The following is a 16,490-nucleotide window of genomic DNA, read 5'->3' on the forward strand; positions in this document are numbered from 1 at the left end:
ATGACGAAATATACAGACCATCTCGGCCGTCCCATCGTCGCCATCACCGGCGCAGGCGTCGTTTCCTCGCTCGGACAGGGCAAGGACGACAACTGGGCAGCGCTGACCGGCGGAAAATCAGGCATCCACACGATCACCCGTTTTCCGACCGAGAACCTGAATACACGCTTTTCCGGCACGGTGGATTTTCTGGCCGAAAGCGACATCGGCGCATCTGCCCTTTCGGAAGCCCTGGCGCGGCTTGCCGGTGAGGAAGCGCTTGCCCAGTCCGGCCTTTCCGTGACCGATTTCGGCGGGCCGCTCTTTCTTGCCGCGCCGCCGGTCGAACTGGACTGGAAAAGCCGTTTCGCGCTCGATGCCAGCGTCAAGGACCAGGGCCCGGCAAGCTATCAGCTTCTGCTGGAAGCCTGCCGCCGCGCGCGTCAGGATGCGCTCTTCAACACCACGCAGTTCGGTTATATCGCCGAGCGCCTTTCGGAAGCTTTCGGCACGCGCGGCCTGCCGATCACGCTTTCCACCGCCTGCGCTTCCGGCGCAACCGCGATCCAGCTCGGCGTGGAAGCCATTCGCCGCGGCGAAAGCGACCGTGTGCTGTCCATCGGCACCGACGGTTCGGTTTCGGCGGAAGCGCTGATCCGCTTCTCGCTCCTCTCCGCCCTTTCCACCCAGAACGACAAGCCTGAAAAAGCATCCAAGCCGTTCTCCAAGGATCGCGACGGTTTCGCCATGGCGGAAGGTTCCGGCGCGCTCGTCATGGAATCGCTTGAGAGCGCCGTTGCGCGCGGCGCGAAAGTGCTGGGCATTCTGGCCGGTTGCGGCGAAAAGGCCGACGATTTCCACCGCACCCGCTCCAAGCCGGACGCCTCGCCCGCCATCGGCACGGTGCGCGCCGCCCTTGCGGATGCGGGTCTGACCGAAGACCAGATTTCCTACATCAACGCCCACGGCACCTCGACGCCGGAAAACGACAAGATGGAATATCTGGCGCTTTCGACCGTCTTCGGCGACAAGCTTGCCTCCATCCCGGTTTCCTCCAACAAGTCGATGATCGGCCATACGCTGACCGCGGCCGGCGCCATCGAAGCGGTGTTCTCGCTGCTCACGATCCAGACCGGCACGCTGCCGCCGACCATCAATTACGACAATCCGGACCCGGCCATTCCGCTCGATGTCGTGCCGAATGTGAAGCGTGAAGCGACGGTTTCCGCCGTGCTTTCCAACTCCTTCGGCTTCGGCGGACAGAATACGAGCCTTGTTTTGGCGGCAAATCCGAATTAATCGGTCCGGCAAATACGAATTTTCCCATGATCCCGGACGGTTCGCCGTTTCCGGGATTATGTCTTGAAAAGGATACCTTCATGCGCGCCTTGCAGCTTCTCGATGATCGCCGCCTCGAAATCACCGATATCACACCGCCCCCTGCCCCCGGCATCCGCGAGGTGACGGTGAAGATCAAGGCCGTTGCGCTCAACCATATCGACGTGTGGGGCTGGCGCGGCATGGCCTTTGCCAAGCGCAAGATGCCGCTCGTCATCGGCGCGGAAGCGTCGGGTATCGTCGATGCAGTCGGCCCCGGTGTTTCCAGCCTCCTGCCCGGCCAGCTCGTTTCGATCTATGGCGCGCGCACCTGCGGGCTTTGCCGCGCCTGCCGCGAAGGCCGCGACAATCTTTGCGAACATGTGGGCGGCGTGCATGGCTTCCATCTGGACGGCTTTGCCTGCGAGGCGGTCAACCTTCCGGCCCGCCTGCTGGTTCCCGCCCCTCCCGGCGTGGATGCCATTGGTGCCGCGGTCGCTCCCGTCACATTCGGCACGGTGGAACATATGCTGTTCGACAATGCCAAGCTTGAACCCGGCGAAACCGTGCTGGTACAGGCCGGCGGCTCCGGCATCGGCACGGCGGCGATCCAGCTTGCCAAGAAGATGGGCTGCACGGTCATCACCACGGTCGGCTCCGACGACAAGATCGAGAAAGCCAAGGCTCTTGGCGCCGATCACGTCATCAACTATCGCGAAGACCGCTTTGAAGGTGTGGTGCGCAAGCTGACCAGGAAGAAGGGCGTCGATGTCGTCTTCGAGCATGTGGGCGCGGATACCTGGGCAGGCTCCATGCTCTGCATGAAGCGCGGCGCGCGTCTCGTCACCTGCGGCTCGACCTCGGGCGTTTCCACCAACATGAACCTGATGCAGCTCTTCCAGCAGCAATTGAAGATTTTCGGCTCCTTCGGCTGCCGCATGGAAAACATGGCCGACGCCATGCAGAAAATGGCGCGCGGGATCGTGCATCCGGTCATCGATACCGTGGTCGGCTTCAACGATATCGACACGGCGCTGAAGCGCATGGAAGGCCGCGACGTCTTCGGCAAGATCATTCTTGAGATCGACTGAGCCTGTCACGTCCATGATGTTCAAGCTGAAACTTCTGCTCTTCCGCTGGTCGCGCAAGCTGAAGCAATTCAATTATTGGCTCTGGGCGCAGGCCGTTTTTGTGCTGCTCGGGTTTCTGCGCCTGTTCCCGGCGAAAGCGGCAATCAGCTTTTCGGCCAGGGTGGCCCGTCTCGTCGGGCCGCTGACGCCGCGCCACAGGGTTGCAACCGACAATCTGCGCAAAGCCTATCCGGAAAAGAGCGAAGCCGAAATCGAGCATATCGCCCGCGAAATGTGGGATTCGATGGCGCGCCTTTTCGCGGAATATATCTTTCTCGACGCGGTCTTCGATTTCGATCCCCATGCCGCCACACCGGGACTGGTCGAGGTGGAAGGCATTCCGATTTTCGAGCGCCTGCGCGACGAGAAAAAGCCGCATATCTTCTTTACCGCCCATACCGGCAATTTCGAGCTTCTGCCGATCTGCGCCGCCACTTTCGGCCTCAATGTCACGGCGCTGTTCCGCCCGCCCAACAATCCCTATATCGCCAACAAGGTCTTGAAGGCGCGCCGCACGAATATGGGTCATCTGGTGCCGTCGAAGGCCGGTGCGGCCTGGGCGCTTGCGGGCATCCTGGGCGATGGCGGCAATGTCGGCATGCTGGTGGACCAGAAGTTTTCGCGCGGCATCCCCTCCACATTCTTCGATCGCCCGGTGAAGACCAATCCGCTGCTTGCCAAGCTGGCGCGGCAATATGATTGCGATGTCTATCCCGCGCGCTGCATCCGCCTGCCCGGCGGGCGCTATCGTCTGGAACTCTACGAGCGCATGGAACTGCCGCGCGACGAGACCGGCCAGATCGACATCGCGGCCACCGCGCAGCTGCTCAACGACACGGTCGAGCAATGGGTGCGCGAATATCCCGGCCAATGGATGTGGTTCCACAAGCGCTGGGGATAGGATTTTTGCCGTTCCTGTGATACGGGCAAGGCTCTCTGCCCAAGAGGCCGCCAAGGAGACAAACATGCGCCCCATCGCCATTGCCCCATCCATTCTTTCCGCCGATTTCGCGCGTCTTGGCGAAGAAGTCGACGCCGTGCTGGAAGCCGGCGCCGACTGGATTCACATCGACGTCATGGATGGGCATTTCGTGCCCAACATCACCTTCGGCCCGCAGGTGGTGAAGGCCATCCGCCCGCGCACCAAGGCGTTTTTCGATACGCATCTGATGATTGCGCCCTGCGATCCCTATCTGGAGCCTTTCGCGGATGCGGGCTGCGATCTCATCACCGTCCATGCGGAAGCAGGCCCGCACACGCACCGCTCGCTGCAATCGATCCGCGCGCTTGGCAAGAAGGCCGGTCTTGCGCTGAACCCGGCCACGCCCGCCGAGGCGCTGACGAATGTTATCGAAGATGTCGACCTCGTCCTCGTCATGACGGTCAATCCGGGTTTCGGCGGCCAGAAGTTCATCACGCCGATGCTGGACAAGATCAGGCGCGTGCGCGAAATGATCGGCGACCGCCCTATCGACATTGAAGTGGATGGCGGCATCACGCCCGAAACCGCAGGCCCGGTCGTTGCCGCCGGCGCCAATATTCTGGTAGCCGGTTCGGCTGTCTACAAGGGCAATTCGGTCGCAAGCTACCGCGCCAATATCGACGCCATTCGTGCCGCGGCCGAAGCCGCGCGCAATCGTTAAACCCACACTTTCTACAGGATGCACCCATGATCCCGCGCTATTCCCGGCCAGAAATGGTCGCCATCTGGTCGCCCGAAACCAAGTTCCGCATCTGGTTCGAGATCGAAGCCTATGCCTGCGAGGCGCTGGCTGAACTGGGCGTCATCCCGAAGGACGCGGCCAAAACCATATGGGAAAAGGGCAGCGCGGCGAAATTCGACGTCGCCCGCATCGACGAGATCGAAGCCGTCACCAAGCATGACGTGATCGCATTCCTGACGCATCTGGCCGAATTCATCGGCCCGGACAGCCGTTTCGTCCATCAGGGCATGACCTCATCGGACGTGCTCGACACCACGCTCAATGTCCAGCTCGTGCGGGCCGCCGACCTGCTGCTTGCCGACATGGACCGCGTGCTGGAAGCCCTGAAGAAGCGCGCCTTCGAGCACAAGGACACGGTGCGCATCGGCCGCAGCCACGGCATTCATGCCGAACCGACCACGATGGGCCTCACCTTCGCACGTTTCTATGCCGAAATGTCGCGAAACCGCGCCCGTCTCGTGGCCGCGCGGGCGGAAATCGCCACCGGCGCGATTTCCGGTGCTGTCGGCACCTTTGCCAATATCGACCCGCGCGTCGAGGAATATGTCTGCGCAAGGCTCGGCCTTGAAGCAGAGCCGGTTTCGACGCAGGTGATCCCGCGCGACCGCCACGCCATGTTCTTCGCAACGCTCGGCGTCATCGCCTCCTCGATGGAAAACATCGCCATCGAAATCCGCCACATGCAGCGCACGGAAGTTCTGGAAGCGGAAGAATTCTTCTCGCCGGGCCAGAAGGGTTCGTCGGCCATGCCGCACAAGCGCAATCCGGTGCTGACCGAAAACCTGACCGGCCTTGCCCGTCTGGTGCGCATGTCGGTCACGCCCGCGATGGAAAACGTGGCTCTCTGGCACGAACGCGATATTTCGCATTCGAGCGTCGAACGCGCGATTGGCCCGGACACGACCATCACGCTCGATTTCGCGCTCAATCGTTTGGCCGGCGTTATTGAAAAGCTGGTGATCTACCCGGACAACATGCTGAAAAACATGAACAAGTTCCGTGGCCTGGTGCATTCGCAGCGCGTGCTGCTGGCACTGACGCAGGCCGGTGTGTCGCGCGAGGACGCCTATCGTCTCGTGCAGCGCAACGCCATGAAGGTCTGGGAACAGGGTGCGGATTTCCTCGAAGAATTGCTGGCTGACGCGGAAGTGCGCGCCGCACTGTCCGAGGAGCAGATCCGCGAGAAGTTCGATCTCGGCTACCACACGAAGCATGTAGACACCATTTTCAAGCGCGTCTTCGGCTAGGGGATTTCGGCTCTGGCGGGCTGCAAATGGCGTTTTGAGTTTTGCAGTCGCATAATCTGATCCGAAAAGTCTGCAACTTTTCGGGATGATGCGAAGCTTCCGGTGCTCACGTCGTTTTCTCTGACGCATAGCCTTATCCGAAAAGTCTGCAACTTTTCGGGGCTATGCTTGGGAGTACGCTCCGCTCCGGTTCTCGAAATCCACCATTTTCGCCACGCCATAACCAAAATCTGCGCCGTGCCCTTCATGCGCTCATAAATTGAATCCGGAAAAAGCCCCATGTTTATGAAAACATGGGGCTTTTCACATTCTGTAAGATCGGCTGGTTTACGCCTTGGTCCTGATCGTATTGACCACATTGCCCCACGGATCGACAAAAGTGCTGTCGTTGCCGCCGCGCGTATCCTCAAGCTCGACCCAGCCAAGGCCGGTGCGATCCATGTCGCGCTTGCCAGCGCCAGCGCTCTGCCAGGCATTGGCAGCAATATGGTGGTGGTAGCGCCCGGTGGACATGAAAACCGCCCGATCGCCATAGGTCTGAACGGTTTCGAGGCCGAGTTCATTGTGCCAGAAGGTTTCGGCCTCCTGCGCATTGCCGACACGCAGATGCACATGGCCAACCACCGTATTTTGCGGCGCGCCATCCCACTCTCCGCCCTCGCGCTTGATCACATCGAGCAGATTGCCGACATCGAGCGGATCGGTGCTCATCGCCACGCGATCGTCATTCCACTGCCATTGGTCATGCGGACGGTCGGCATAGATTTCAATGCCGTTGCCTTCCGGGTCGGTCAGATAGATCGCTTCGCTGACCTTGTGGTCCGACGCACCGCTGACCGGCAATTGCTTGTCGATGGCGCGGCGCGACCAGCGCGCCAGGTCGCCCCGCGTCGGCAGCAGGAAAGCCGTGTGATAAAGGCCGGCGCTGCGCGGATCGTCGGGCTTGGCGGCGGAAAACTGTTCGATTTCCATCAGTTCGCGGTCGCCCGCGCCCAGCACGATCGATGCGCCGCGGCGCGCCATCTCGCGCAGGCCCACCACATCGCGATAATATTCGGCAAGTGTTTCCGCATCGCGCGCCCTCAGCCCCACCCGCGCCACGCGCATCGGCGTGGTCATGGCGAATGGAAGCGGAGCAACCGGGCGCCCTGTTTCGACCGCCGCCGCTTTCAGATGTTGTGTCATGTCGCTCTCCTTCGACGGCATTTGTGCGCGAGCAGGAAGAATGTTGGCCATTGCAGCAGTCCCGGCTGCGCCAAGGATATTACGTCTGCTGATTGGCATGCAACACTCTGCGCCCGTTACTATTCGAGCCTAAACATCACTATTCGAAGCATGTTTCACAAGATCGCGATCAGCGAACAGGCTGTTCATCAATCGCATGCCTTCCATGCAATGCGTGCAGCAGGCAGCGCTTGAACAAGCCGCAAAGCCTCTCTAAATGGGGGGCATGAAAGTCAAAGACGCAGATATTCTCATCATTCCCGGCTATACCAATTCCGGCCCCGATCACTGGCAGACCCGCTGGGAGAGCAAGCTCTCCACGGCGCGGCGCGTGCAGCAGGCGGAATGGTCGAAGCCCGTTCGCGAAGACTGGATCGGCGAAGTCGTCAAGGCTGCCAATGCGGCAACCAAACCCATCGTGCTTGTGGCCCATTCGCTTGGGGTCGCCACCGCCGTCCATGCCATTCCGCATATCCAGCACAAGGTCGCGGGCGCCTTTTTCGTGGCGCCTCCGGATGTTTCCAACGAGAAGATCAGGCCAAAACACCTGATGACCTTCGGTCCCTATCCGCGTGAACGCCTGCCGTTTCCAACGATAACCGTGGTCAGCCGCAACGATCCCTTTTCAAGCTTCGAGGCCGCGGAAGAGGTGGTGAAGGACTGGGGCGCCATGCTGATCGATGCGGGCGAATCCGGGCATATCAATTCCGAATCCGGGCATGGCCCGTGGCCGGAAGGATCGATGGTGTTTGCCGAGTTCATGACGCAGTTGCAGGCGCCCAAACATCATTGACCGGGCAGAGAAAAGCAAAAGGCAGGCGTCAAACCCTGCCTTTTCCTGTTTGATCAGCCGCGAACCGCTTTCGTCAGCGTTTCCGCCGCAAGGCGGATATAGCCGCCATCATTGCTGAGCGTCAGGAAGCGGAAGCCGAGCGGAATGTAGCGCTTGGCAAATTCCGGTGACGGCGAATAGATGCCTGCAATCTTGCCCGCCGCCGCGGCCTTGCGCGCAATATTGCCGACCGGCTCCACAATCGCATCGGAATGCGGGTTCGCCTCGCGTCCGTTGCTCCATGCAATCGAGAAATCCGCCGGGCCGACGAAAACACCGTCGATGCCGCGCACATCCAGAATGGCATCCAGCGCATCATAGGCGTCCCGCGTTTCGATCATGGCAAAGGCAAGCGTGTCGTGATTTGCGGTGGTCAGGTAATCGTTGGAACCCGGCGCGCCGTAATCCGCATTGGCCCGGAACACGCCCCATGACCGCTCGCCCACCGGGGGATATTTCATCGCGGCCGCAAAGCGGCGGGCATCCTCGACCGAATTGATCATCGGGGCAATGACCGCCGCAGCCCCGAAATCAAGCGCACGGCTTGCCATGTCGAAGCGCCCGACGGGCACACGCACCACCGGCGGCTTGCCCGCATTCAGGATAAGGCCAAGCGAGCGCAGCACGCTCGCCTCGTCGTGGCCGCCATGCTGCATGTCGAGCGTCACGGCATCGAAAGCGCTATGGGCGAGAATTTCGACCGTCAGGGGTTCGGGAAGCGAGGACCATGCGGAAAGCACTGTTTCCCCGGCGCGAAGGCGCGAAGACAACGACATTCGAATTTCCTTCATTGCATGAGTTCAGGGCGGAAAGGCTGTCTGCGCTCCCGCCCCGAACCATTCTCAATCCTGCTTTACCTGACGGACTGCCTCTTCCAGGAAAGCAAACATCTTTTCGCGGATCACCTCGTCCGTGACCTTGACGCCACCGGCATCCAGATCGGCGCGAATTTTGCGGAAAACATCCTCATCGCCCGCTTCTTCAAAATCGGCGGCAACGACTTCCCTGGCATAGGCATCGGCCTCCGCATCCTTCTTGCCAAGCTGGTCTGCGGCCCAAAGTCCCAGAAGCTTGTTGCGGCGTGCCTCCGCCTTGAAGCGCAGTTCCGCATCAAGCGCGAATTTCTTTTCAAAAGCGTCGCGGCGATCATCCATGCCAGTGGTCATTCATAAAGCTCCCAGACTTGCGAGTTAGACCGCATCCCGAAAAGTGTGAAACGGTTTTCGGACAAGATGCGCGTCAAAATACATAGATAGAGCGCCGATCTGATTCAATCAGATCGAAATGCGCTCCAGCAGAGATCGTCATCCGTTCTCTTGCCTAAAGCTGGCAAGGGGCGCAAGATTATACAAGGGCTTAAAGACCACTTTCTTGCGACTCATGCATAAACTTGCGTCACAAACAGCGAAAACGGGGGAACGGGCACAAAGCAGGATTGTTAAAAGCCCACAATTGCTATAGGTAGCCCGCGAGAATAGCGGCTTAGAGCCGATCACCATAAATATGGAAATCCGAGAAAAGCCATGAACCGTCGCCGCCGTATTTACGAGGGCAAGGCCAAGATTCTTTACGAAGGCCCTGAACCCGGTACGCTTGTCCAATTCTTCAAAGATGACGCAACTGCCTTCAATGCCAAGAAGCATGAAGTCATCGACGGGAAAGGCGTGCTGAACAACCGCATTTCCGAGCACATCTTCACCCAGCTCAACCGGATCGGCATTCCCACGCACTTCATCCGCCGGCTCAACATGCGTGAGCAGCTGATCAAGGAAGTGGAAATCATTCCGCTTGAAGTGGTTGTGCGCAATGTCGCGGCCGGTTCGCTGGCAAAGCGCCTCGGCCTTGAGGAAGGCACGCTGCTGCCGCGCTCGATCATCGAGTTCTATTACAAGGCCGATGCGCTCGACGACCCGATGGTGACGGAAGAGCATATCACGGCTTTCGGCTGGGCAAGCCCGCAGGAAATCGACGACATCATGGCGCTCGCCATTCGCGTCAACGATTTCCTCACCGGCCTTTTCCTCGGCATCGGCATCCAGCTTGTCGACTTCAAGATGGAATGCGGCCGCCTGTGGGAAGGCGACATGATGCGCATCGTCGTCGCCGACGAAATCTCGCCCGATTCAGCCCGCCTGTGGGACATCAACACCAATGACAAGCTCGACAAGGACCGTTTCCGCCGCGATATGGGCGGCCTGGTCGAGGCCTATCAGGAAGTGGCGCGCCGTCTCGGCATCATGAACGAGAACGACACGCCGCGCCCGGCTGGCCCCACGCTTGTAAAGTAAAATGATCCGCCCAGCCCGAAAGGGCATGATCCCGAAAAGTGGACACGGTTTTCGGGATCATGCCGGAACAAACCTTTCGGGCTGCTTCATTCGTTCTAAAATTGCAGGAACTACAGAGTGATCAAGGCACGCGTCACCGTTACACTGAAAAACGGCGTTCTCGACCCGCAGGGCAAGGCCATCGTCGGCGCACTCGGCAGCCTCGGTTTCGACGGCGTCAGCTCCGCACGTCAGGGCAAGGTGTTCGATCTGGAACTGGAAGGCTCGGACAAAGCCAAGGCCGAAGCGGACCTCAAGGCCATGTGCGAGAAGCTGCTCGCCAACACCGTGATTGAAGATTATTCCATCGCCATCGCCTGAGCCCAATAAAGGAAGCAGACGCCATGAAATCCGCAGTCATTCTTCTTCCCGGTCTCAACCGTGATCGTGATATGATCGCGGCGCTGACCAAGATCACCGGGCAGGCTCCCGTGACCGTCTGGCAGACTGACACCAGCATTCCCGACGATGTGGACCTGATCCTCATTCCCGGCGGTTTTTCCTATGGCGACTATCTGCGCTGCGGCGCCATTGCAGCCCGCATGCCTGTCATGCAGGCCGTGCGCGAGAAGGCCGACAAGGGCGTCATGGTGATGGGCGTGTGCAACGGCTTCCAGATTCTCGTCGAAGCCGGGCTTCTGCCGGGCGCGCTGATGCGCAATGCCTCGCTGAAATTCGTCTGCCGCGAAGTGAAGCTTGAAGTGACCAATGCCAACACGTCGTTCACGCGCGGCTACAAGCCGGGCCAGATCATCCGCTGCCCGGTCGCGCATCACGACGGCAATTATTTTGCCGATGCCGAAACGCTGAAGCGTCTCGAAGGCGAAGGCCAGGTCGTGTTCCGCTATGCGGAAGGCACCAATCCGAACGGATCGGTCAACGACATTGCCGGCATCGTCAATGCGCGCGGCAATGTGCTCGGCATGATGCCGCATCCGGAAAACCTGATCGAATCCGCCCATGGCGGCGATGACGGCCGGGCGCTTTTCGCAGGCGCATTGGGCGTCGCTGCCTGATCGCCCCTGCATAGATGAAAACGGGCGGCCCTGTCGGAGCCGCCCTTTTTATTGCGCCTGCTTCGTCTCAAAACGGCACTGGCAAAGCATCTGTTTTCATGGCAGCTTGGCTTCGGGAGGGTTCCAGCGGAAGAGAAAACGTCGGGATCGCCCCATATTTGTTCCATGCGCTATCCAGCCAGAAGCGTTCACAATTCTGCTGGAAATGCCTCGCAGATTTTAGCGATAACGAATCAGGGGAACTTCATTCATGCAGCTTTATTCCCGTCCTCTTTCCCCTTACTCGGCCTTTGTCCGTGGGGTTCTCTATCTGAAGGACCTGCCATTCAAGCCGATGAGCCTGCCCTACCCGTTTCCGGCCGATTTCAGCACGATCACGCCGCTCCGCCGCATTCCCGTGCTGATTACCAGTTCCGGCGAAACGCTCTATGAGGGAGCGGTGATCGCCGAATATCTCGAAGATCATTTTCCCGAGACGCCCGTTCTGCCCGGCACCCCGCGCGAGCGCGCGCTGATCCGGCTTCTGGCGCGCGTGACGGAGCTTGAAGTTCTGGGCCCTGCGATGAAGCTCTTCATCCTGCTCAGCAAACCGGAACGCGACAATGCAAGCATCGAGCGCCTGTTCGACAAGATGCATACCGGCCTGAAGGTGGTCGAAAGCCGTCTTTCGGACAAGGCCTATGCCGCCGGTGACGAACCGACGCTTGCCGATTGCTGGGTGCTGCCGGTGCGTTTTCTGATGGAACCGTTGAAGAAACTCTCCGGCAAGGCGGATTTGCTGGACGAATTCCCGAAATTCGATGCATATGCGGCCAAGGCAAAACAGCACCCGGCTTTCGAGCGCATCTGGAACGAGATGAACGACGGGCTGAAAGCCTTCATGCCGCAACTCGCCTGATCCTGCCTGTCCCCTACCTCTCATGCGTGCCTGCCAAAGGCACGCGCTATCGGAGCCTTCCTTGAAGACCAAGACTTTCGCTCTTCTGGCCCTACCGGCCATTGCATTGCTTGCCGCCTGCACCTCCAGCAAGCCCACGGGGCCCATCGCCGTCGATGCCAGCAAGGCGGCGCTGCCAACCATGGAGCGCATCGCGCTGGCGGCAAACAGCTGCTGGTTCAAATCGAAGGACAAGGATTTCCGTGGCTATTCGCTTGCGCCGGAACTGAATTCCTTTACCGGACGCCCGCGCATTCTGGTGGTTCCGGCGCGCAACCCCGCCTCGCGTCCGCTGCTCGTCGTGCAGGCGCAAGGCAATCCGGCGCGCGTCGAGGCCTTCGGCCCCATGATGGGAGAAAGCCATGGCGGACGCATCGCCGCCGATGTCAACCGCTGGGCCTCGGGCCAGAGCGGCTGCCAGTAATCCCGAAACAGGTCGCGGAAACACACAAACCTGCTTCCGCGACCGGTTCAGCGAAGATGAAACCGCACCTTGCGCGCCTCGCGCCCTGCCTCCGACCGTTGCAGGCCGATATCGCGCAACTGTTCGTCGGTAAGCTCGAACAGGGCAAGGCGGCTGCGGCGCAGCATCATCCGATAGGAAAGCCAACCGAGAAACCGGCGCATGAGCGTCATCCGGGGTCCATCCGTCGGGGCGCCGGCCAGATGCGGCCATAGAGCTTCCAACAATTCGGCTTTCCGATCTGCTTGCGGCAAAGGCAATATTGTATCGATCGTTTCGGTCTGCGGTCTGAAAGAGAACATCGCTCGATCCACCTTGATCATTGCTTGTGTGATTGAGACAATTTGAGTCTATAATTGACCTAATGATCGATACAATTTATATGTTGTCACCATGACAAATTGGATTCCCGACCTCTCCGGCAAGTCCGGCCCATTTTATCTGCAACTTGCCGACGCCATCGAAGAGGCAATCGGCAATGGCGGCCTGCCGGCGGGCAGCAAGCTGCCGCCGCAACGCAACCTGGCTTTCGACCTGAAGGTGACAATCGGCACAATCGGCCGCGCCTATGCGCTGGCGCATGAGCGCGGGCTTGTTACAGGCGAAGTCGGGCGCGGCACCTATGTTCTGGGGGATGAGCAGGCGGCAAACCAGGCGCTGTCGGTTTCCGGCATAGGGGGAACCAAGGCGGTGGATGTCCCGACAGGCAAGTTGCGGTTCGACACCACGGCCGCGCCGGATGTCGGGCAGCATACGATCCTGGCCCGGATCAATGCCGATATCCACCGGGATTTTCCGCAGGATATAGCAAGCTATTCGCGCTACTTCCCGCCGTACTGGCTGGAGGCGGGACAAAGATGGCTTTCGCGGGCCGACTGGCAGCCGGACCTCGACAGCATTGTCGTCACCAATGGCGCGCAGGCGGCAAGCATTGCCATCATCACGGCCTTCACCAATCCCGGCGACCGCATTCTTTTCGAAAACCTGACCTATGCCCAGATCAATCGCTCGGTGCGCCTTCTCGGTCGCCGCACCATTCAGGCCGGTCTGGATGACTATGGGCTGATCCCGGAAGAGTTCGAACGCGCCTGCCGCCAGCAACACCCCACCCTCGCCTTCCTGATGCCGGGCCTGCACAATCCGACGCTCGCCGTCATGCCGGAAGAACGCCGCCGCGCCATTGCCGACATCGCGCGGCGATACAATGTCTGGCTGATCGAAGACGATATCTATGGCGTCATGTGCGACAGCCGGATTGCGCCCTTGGCGCGCTTTGCGCCGGAGCGCACATTCGTCGTTTCCGGCCTGTCGAAGGCCGTGGCCGCAGGCATACGCAGCGGATGGGTTGCCTGCCCCGCCCATTGCGCGCAGCGCGTGAAGGTGACGCACAAGATGGTCACAGGCGGCGCCGCCTTCCTGCTTGCCGAAACCGGCGCCCAGCTTGTGCTCTCCGGCGAGGCCGACGCCATCCACGGCAAATGCCGCGCGGAAACCGTCGCGCGCGAGGAAATGGCCCGAAAGATCTTCAGCGGCTTCGATTTCGTGTCCAGGCCCACCATTCCGTTTCTGTGGATGGGCCTGCCGGAACCCTGGCTTTCGGGAACCTTCAAGGCCGCCGCCTATGAAAGCGGAATCCTGATCGACGATGAGGATGAGTTCAAGGCGGGCCGTGTCGACCAGATCTATCACCGGGTTCGCGTCGCGTTCTCCTCGCCCGCCGATCGCGATGCGGTGGAGAACGGCTTTCTGACCCTGCGGCGGCTCCTCGAAAACGAACAGGCTGGTTATGAAGGGAGTGTCTGACAGGCTTGGTCTCTTTTTATCGTTATTGATATAGGATTGAGGCCGGGAAAGCGGTATTTTCCTGTCGCGCTTCCAACAGAGTTAGGTTAAAGAGGCCCCTTGAAACCTTAGATGCCCAGCCTTCGGCGGAAGGTTTTTGGGTGCCACAGCCTGCGACGGGGTTCCCCATTTCCATGACTATTTCCAATATGCGAGACATCACGCCGGAATTGATCGAAGCGCATGGTCTTAAGCCGGACGAGTATCAGCGCATTCTTGAACTGATCGGACGCGAACCCACCTTCACGGAGCTGGGGATTTTCTCGGCCATGTGGAACGAGCATTGCTCCTACAAGTCCTCCAAGAAATGGCTGCGCACACTTCCGACAACCGGGCCGCGCGTGATCCAGGGCCCCGGCGAAAATGCAGGCGTGGTGGATATTGGCGATGGCGATTGCGTCGTCTTCAAGATGGAAAGCCACAACCACCCTTCCTATATCGAGCCCTATCAGGGTGCGGCGACCGGCGTTGGCGGCATTCTGCGCGACGTGTTCACCATGGGCGCGCGCCCCATTGCGGCGATGAATGCGCTGCGCTTTGGCGAACCCGATCACCCGAAAACCCGCCATCTCGTCTCGGGCGTCGTGTCCGGCGTCGGCGGCTATGGCAATGCCTTCGGCGTGCCGACGGTTGGCGGTGAAGTGAACTTCGACAAGCGCTATAATGGCAACATTCTGGTTAATGCCTTCGCTGCCGGTCTTGCCCGGCATGATGGCATCTTCCTGTCGCAAGCCAAGGGCGTCGGCCTGCCGGTCGTCTATCTCGGCGCCAAGACGGGCCGCGACGGTGTCGGCGGCGCGACCATGGCATCGGCTGAATTCGACGAGTCGATCGAGGAAAAGCGCCCCACCGTCCAGGTCGGCGATCCGTTCACCGAAAAGTGCCTGCTTGAAGCCTGCCTTGAGCTGATGGCCTCCGGCGCGGTCATCGCCATTCAGGACATGGGTGCGGCGGGCCTCACCTGCTCGGCGGTCGAAATGGGCGCCAAGGGCGATCTCGGCATCGAACTCATCCTCGACCATGTTCCCGTTCGCGAAGAGAACATGACGGCCTATGAAATGATGCTTTCGGAAAGCCAGGAGCGCATGCTCATGGTGCTGAAGCCGGAAAAAGAGGCTGAAGCACAGGCGATCTTCCGCAAATGGGGTCTCGATTTCGCCATTGTCGGCAAGACCACCGACGACCTTCGCTTCCGCGTCATCCATCAGGGCGAGGAAGTCGCCAACCTGCCGATCAAGGATCTGGGCGACGAAGCGCCGGAATATGATCGCCCATGGATGGAGCCGGGCAAGCACGCGCCGCTGCCTGCCGGCAATGTGCCGCAGGCGGAGGATTATTCCGCTGCCCTGCTCAAGCTCATCGGCTCGCCCGATCTTTCGTCGCGCCGCTGGGTCTACGAACAATATGACACGCTCATTCAGGGCAATTCCTTGCAGGTGCCGGGCGGCGACGCCGGTGTGATCCGCGTGGAAGGCCATGAAACCAAGGCGCTTGCCTTCTCGTCGGACGTGACGCCGCGCTATTGCGAGGCCGACCCGTTCGAGGGCGGCAAGCAGGCCGTGGCCGAATGCTGGCGCAACCTGACCGCGACCGGCGCGGAGCCGCTGGCATCGACCGATAACCTCAACTTCGGCAATCCCGAAAAGCCGGAAATCATGGGCCAGCTCATCAAGGCCATCGAAGGCATCGGCGAAGCCTGCCGCGCGCTGGATTTCCCGATCGTATCCGGCAATGTGTCGCTCTATAACGAAACCAACGGCCAGGCCATTCTGCCGACGCCGACGATTGCGGGCGTCGGCCTCATCCCCGACTGGTCGCAAATGGCGAAGATCGGCGGCATGCAGGATGGCGACCGGCTTATCCTGCTTGGCGGTGACGGCACGCATCTCGGCCAGTCGGTCTATCTGCGCGATCTGTTCGACCGCGCCGACGGTCCCGCGCCTTCCGTCGATCTGGCGCTTGAAAAGCGCAATGGCGAATTCGTCCGTTCGGCCATCCGCAACGGTCAGGTCACGGCCTGTCATGACCTCTCCGATGGCGGTCTGGCGATTGCGGTCGCCGAAATGGCGATCAAGTCCGGCAAGGGCGCCGTGCTCGATGCCGGCGACGGCCTGCCGCATGCCGTTCTTTTCGGTGAGGATCAGGCGCGCTATGTCGTCGCGGCGACCGCTGAAATGGCAACGCTCATCGCGCTCAATGCAGAGGGCGCCGGCGTTCCGTTCCGCATTCTCGGCACGGTCGGCGGCGACCGCCTGACAATCGGCGAGAGTGTCGATGTCGGCGTGGCCGAACTGACGCGGGCTTTCGAAGGCTGGTTCCCCGGCTTCATGAGTGGCGAACCGGTCAGCGATAACTGATCCGGTTTTACATCACTGATACCTTTTGCCGCCCGGATGGAAAGCCTGTTCGGGCGGTTTGCTTGTCGGCTGTTTAAGCGTTAGACAGATGGATG

Annotated in this window: 17 protein-coding genes; 13 read left to right on the forward strand and 4 right to left on the reverse strand. The window is 60.4% G+C overall.

The annotated features are described in order from the left end of the window. From AVM02_RS03640 to purB, 5 genes are all read left to right on the forward strand, one after another. A complete protein-coding gene (locus AVM02_RS03640) occupies positions 1-1,278 on the forward strand; it encodes a beta-ketoacyl-ACP synthase (protein WP_411505665.1) in 1,278 nt (425 codons plus the stop codon). A gap of 80 nt (positions 1,279-1,358) precedes the next feature. Then, a complete protein-coding gene (locus AVM02_RS03645) occupies positions 1,359-2,387 on the forward strand; it encodes a zinc-binding dehydrogenase (protein ID WP_411505743.1) in 1,029 nt (342 codons plus the stop codon). Positions 2,388-2,400: 13 nt separating this feature from the next. Continuing rightward, the gene (locus AVM02_RS03650) at positions 2,401-3,327 is read left to right on the forward strand and encodes a lipid A biosynthesis lauroyl acyltransferase (RefSeq protein ID WP_411505744.1); all 927 of its coding nucleotides are present in this window, start codon (positions 2,401-2,403) and stop codon (positions 3,325-3,327) included. 64 nt (positions 3,328-3,391) lie between these two features. Continuing rightward, entirely contained in the window at positions 3,392-4,069 is a 678-nt protein-coding gene (rpe, locus tag AVM02_RS03655) for a ribulose-phosphate 3-epimerase (protein WP_411505666.1), read from the forward strand. A gap of 26 nt (positions 4,070-4,095) precedes the next feature. Further along, complete coding sequence (gene purB, locus AVM02_RS03660; RefSeq protein WP_411505667.1) at positions 4,096-5,397, forward strand: adenylosuccinate lyase; 1,302 nt, start codon at positions 4,096-4,098, stop codon at positions 5,395-5,397. Positions 5,398-5,724: 327 nt separating this feature from the next. On the opposite strand, the gene AVM02_RS03665 is transcribed toward purB, so the two are convergent. After that, the gene (locus AVM02_RS03665; RefSeq protein WP_411505668.1) at positions 5,725-6,681 is read right to left on the reverse strand and encodes a VOC family protein; all 957 of its coding nucleotides are present in this window, start codon (positions 6,679-6,681) and stop codon (positions 5,725-5,727) included. Positions 6,682-6,847: 166 nt separating this feature from the next. On the opposite strand from AVM02_RS03665, the gene AVM02_RS03670 reads away from it, so the two are divergent. After that, positions 6,848-7,414 (forward strand): alpha/beta hydrolase, encoded by a 567-nt coding sequence (locus AVM02_RS03670; protein ID WP_411505669.1) that lies wholly within the window; start codon positions 6,848-6,850, stop codon positions 7,412-7,414. Positions 7,415-7,467: 53 nt separating this feature from the next. Here AVM02_RS03670 and AVM02_RS03675 read toward each other — a convergent pair whose 3' ends face one another. Together AVM02_RS03675 and AVM02_RS03680 are read right to left on the reverse strand one after the other, a co-directional pair. Continuing rightward, positions 7,468-8,235 carry an HpcH/HpaI aldolase family protein gene (locus AVM02_RS03675; protein ID WP_411505745.1) on the reverse strand — a complete coding sequence of 256 codons (768 nt, stop codon included), beginning with the start codon at positions 8,233-8,235 and terminating at the stop codon, positions 7,468-7,470. Between the two features lie 60 nt (positions 8,236-8,295). Continuing rightward, positions 8,296-8,619, reverse strand: coding sequence for a DUF1476 domain-containing protein (locus AVM02_RS03680; protein WP_411505670.1), 324 nt, complete (start codon positions 8,617-8,619; stop codon positions 8,296-8,298). Positions 8,620-8,976: 357 nt separating this feature from the next. Between AVM02_RS03680 and purC the strand changes: the two genes are divergently transcribed. The 5 genes from purC (at position 8,977) to AVM02_RS03705 (ending at position 12,157) form a co-directional block, all read left to right on the forward strand. Beyond that, entirely contained in the window at positions 8,977-9,741 is a 765-nt protein-coding gene (gene purC, locus AVM02_RS03685) for a phosphoribosylaminoimidazolesuccinocarboxamide synthase (protein ID WP_411505671.1), read from the forward strand. A 117-nt stretch (positions 9,742-9,858) separates the two neighbouring features. Next, entirely contained in the window at positions 9,859-10,101 is a 243-nt protein-coding gene (gene purS / locus AVM02_RS03690; RefSeq protein ID WP_008935658.1) for a phosphoribosylformylglycinamidine synthase subunit PurS, read from the forward strand. A 23-nt stretch (positions 10,102-10,124) separates the two neighbouring features. Beyond that, the gene (purQ, locus tag AVM02_RS03695) at positions 10,125-10,796 is read left to right on the forward strand and encodes a phosphoribosylformylglycinamidine synthase subunit PurQ (RefSeq protein ID WP_411505672.1); all 672 of its coding nucleotides are present in this window, start codon (positions 10,125-10,127) and stop codon (positions 10,794-10,796) included. Between the two features lie 250 nt (positions 10,797-11,046). Next, on the forward strand, positions 11,047-11,694 hold the full coding sequence (locus tag AVM02_RS03700) for a glutathione S-transferase family protein (RefSeq protein WP_411505673.1): 648 nt from the start codon (positions 11,047-11,049) through the stop codon (positions 11,692-11,694). Between the two features lie 61 nt (positions 11,695-11,755). Next, the gene (locus AVM02_RS03705) at positions 11,756-12,157 is read left to right on the forward strand and encodes a hypothetical protein (RefSeq protein WP_411505674.1); all 402 of its coding nucleotides are present in this window, start codon (positions 11,756-11,758) and stop codon (positions 12,155-12,157) included. 47 nt (positions 12,158-12,204) lie between these two features. Here the strand turns inward: AVM02_RS03705 and AVM02_RS03710 are convergent, their stop codons facing one another. Next, positions 12,205-12,423: a DUF1127 domain-containing protein gene (locus AVM02_RS03710; RefSeq protein ID WP_411505675.1), complete on the reverse strand. Its 219-nt coding sequence runs from the start codon at positions 12,421-12,423 to the stop codon at positions 12,205-12,207. Positions 12,424-12,589: 166 nt separating this feature from the next. On the opposite strand from AVM02_RS03710, the gene AVM02_RS03715 reads away from it, so the two are divergent. Both AVM02_RS03715 and purL read left to right on the forward strand, forming a co-directional pair. Further along, entirely contained in the window at positions 12,590-13,999 is a 1,410-nt protein-coding gene (locus tag AVM02_RS03715) for a PLP-dependent aminotransferase family protein (protein WP_411505676.1), read from the forward strand. Positions 14,000-14,172: 173 nt separating this feature from the next. Beyond that, positions 14,173-16,395, forward strand: coding sequence for a phosphoribosylformylglycinamidine synthase subunit PurL (purL, locus tag AVM02_RS03720; protein WP_411505677.1), 2,223 nt, complete (start codon positions 14,173-14,175; stop codon positions 16,393-16,395). Positions 16,396-16,490: the final 95 nt, after the last annotated feature.

The organism is Brucella anthropi, assembly GCF_046630315.1.
Lineage (GTDB): Bacteria > Pseudomonadota > Alphaproteobacteria > Rhizobiales > Rhizobiaceae > Brucella > Brucella anthropi_A.

Coding starts and splice junctions, on each gene's coding strand:
- AVM02_RS03700 (WP_411505673.1), top strand. CDS start 11,047: ATGCAGCTTTATTCCCGTCCTCTTTCCCCTTACTCGGCCTTTGTCCGT.
- AVM02_RS03650 (WP_411505744.1), top strand. CDS start 2,401: ATGATGTTCAAGCTGAAACTTCTGCTCTTCCGCTGGTCGCGCAAGCTG.
- AVM02_RS03645 (WP_411505743.1), top strand. CDS start 1,359: ATGCGCGCCTTGCAGCTTCTCGATGATCGCCGCCTCGAAATCACCGAT.
- AVM02_RS03670 (WP_411505669.1), top strand. CDS start 6,848: ATGAAAGTCAAAGACGCAGATATTCTCATCATTCCCGGCTATACCAAT.
- AVM02_RS03680 (WP_411505670.1), bottom strand. CDS start 8,619: ATGACCACTGGCATGGATGATCGCCGCGACGCTTTTGAAAAGAAATTC.
- purQ (WP_411505672.1), top strand. CDS start 10,125: ATGAAATCCGCAGTCATTCTTCTTCCCGGTCTCAACCGTGATCGTGAT.
- rpe (WP_411505666.1), top strand. CDS start 3,392: ATGCGCCCCATCGCCATTGCCCCATCCATTCTTTCCGCCGATTTCGCG.
- AVM02_RS03640 (WP_411505665.1), top strand. CDS start 1: ATGACGAAATATACAGACCATCTCGGCCGTCCCATCGTCGCCATCACC.
- AVM02_RS03665 (WP_411505668.1), bottom strand. CDS start 6,681: ATGCCAATCAGCAGACGTAATATCCTTGGCGCAGCCGGGACTGCTGCA.
- purB (WP_411505667.1), top strand. CDS start 4,096: ATGATCCCGCGCTATTCCCGGCCAGAAATGGTCGCCATCTGGTCGCCC.
- purL (WP_411505677.1), top strand. CDS start 14,173: ATGACTATTTCCAATATGCGAGACATCACGCCGGAATTGATCGAAGCG.
- AVM02_RS03715 (WP_411505676.1), top strand. CDS start 12,590: ATGACAAATTGGATTCCCGACCTCTCCGGCAAGTCCGGCCCATTTTAT.
- purC (WP_411505671.1), top strand. CDS start 8,977: ATGAACCGTCGCCGCCGTATTTACGAGGGCAAGGCCAAGATTCTTTAC.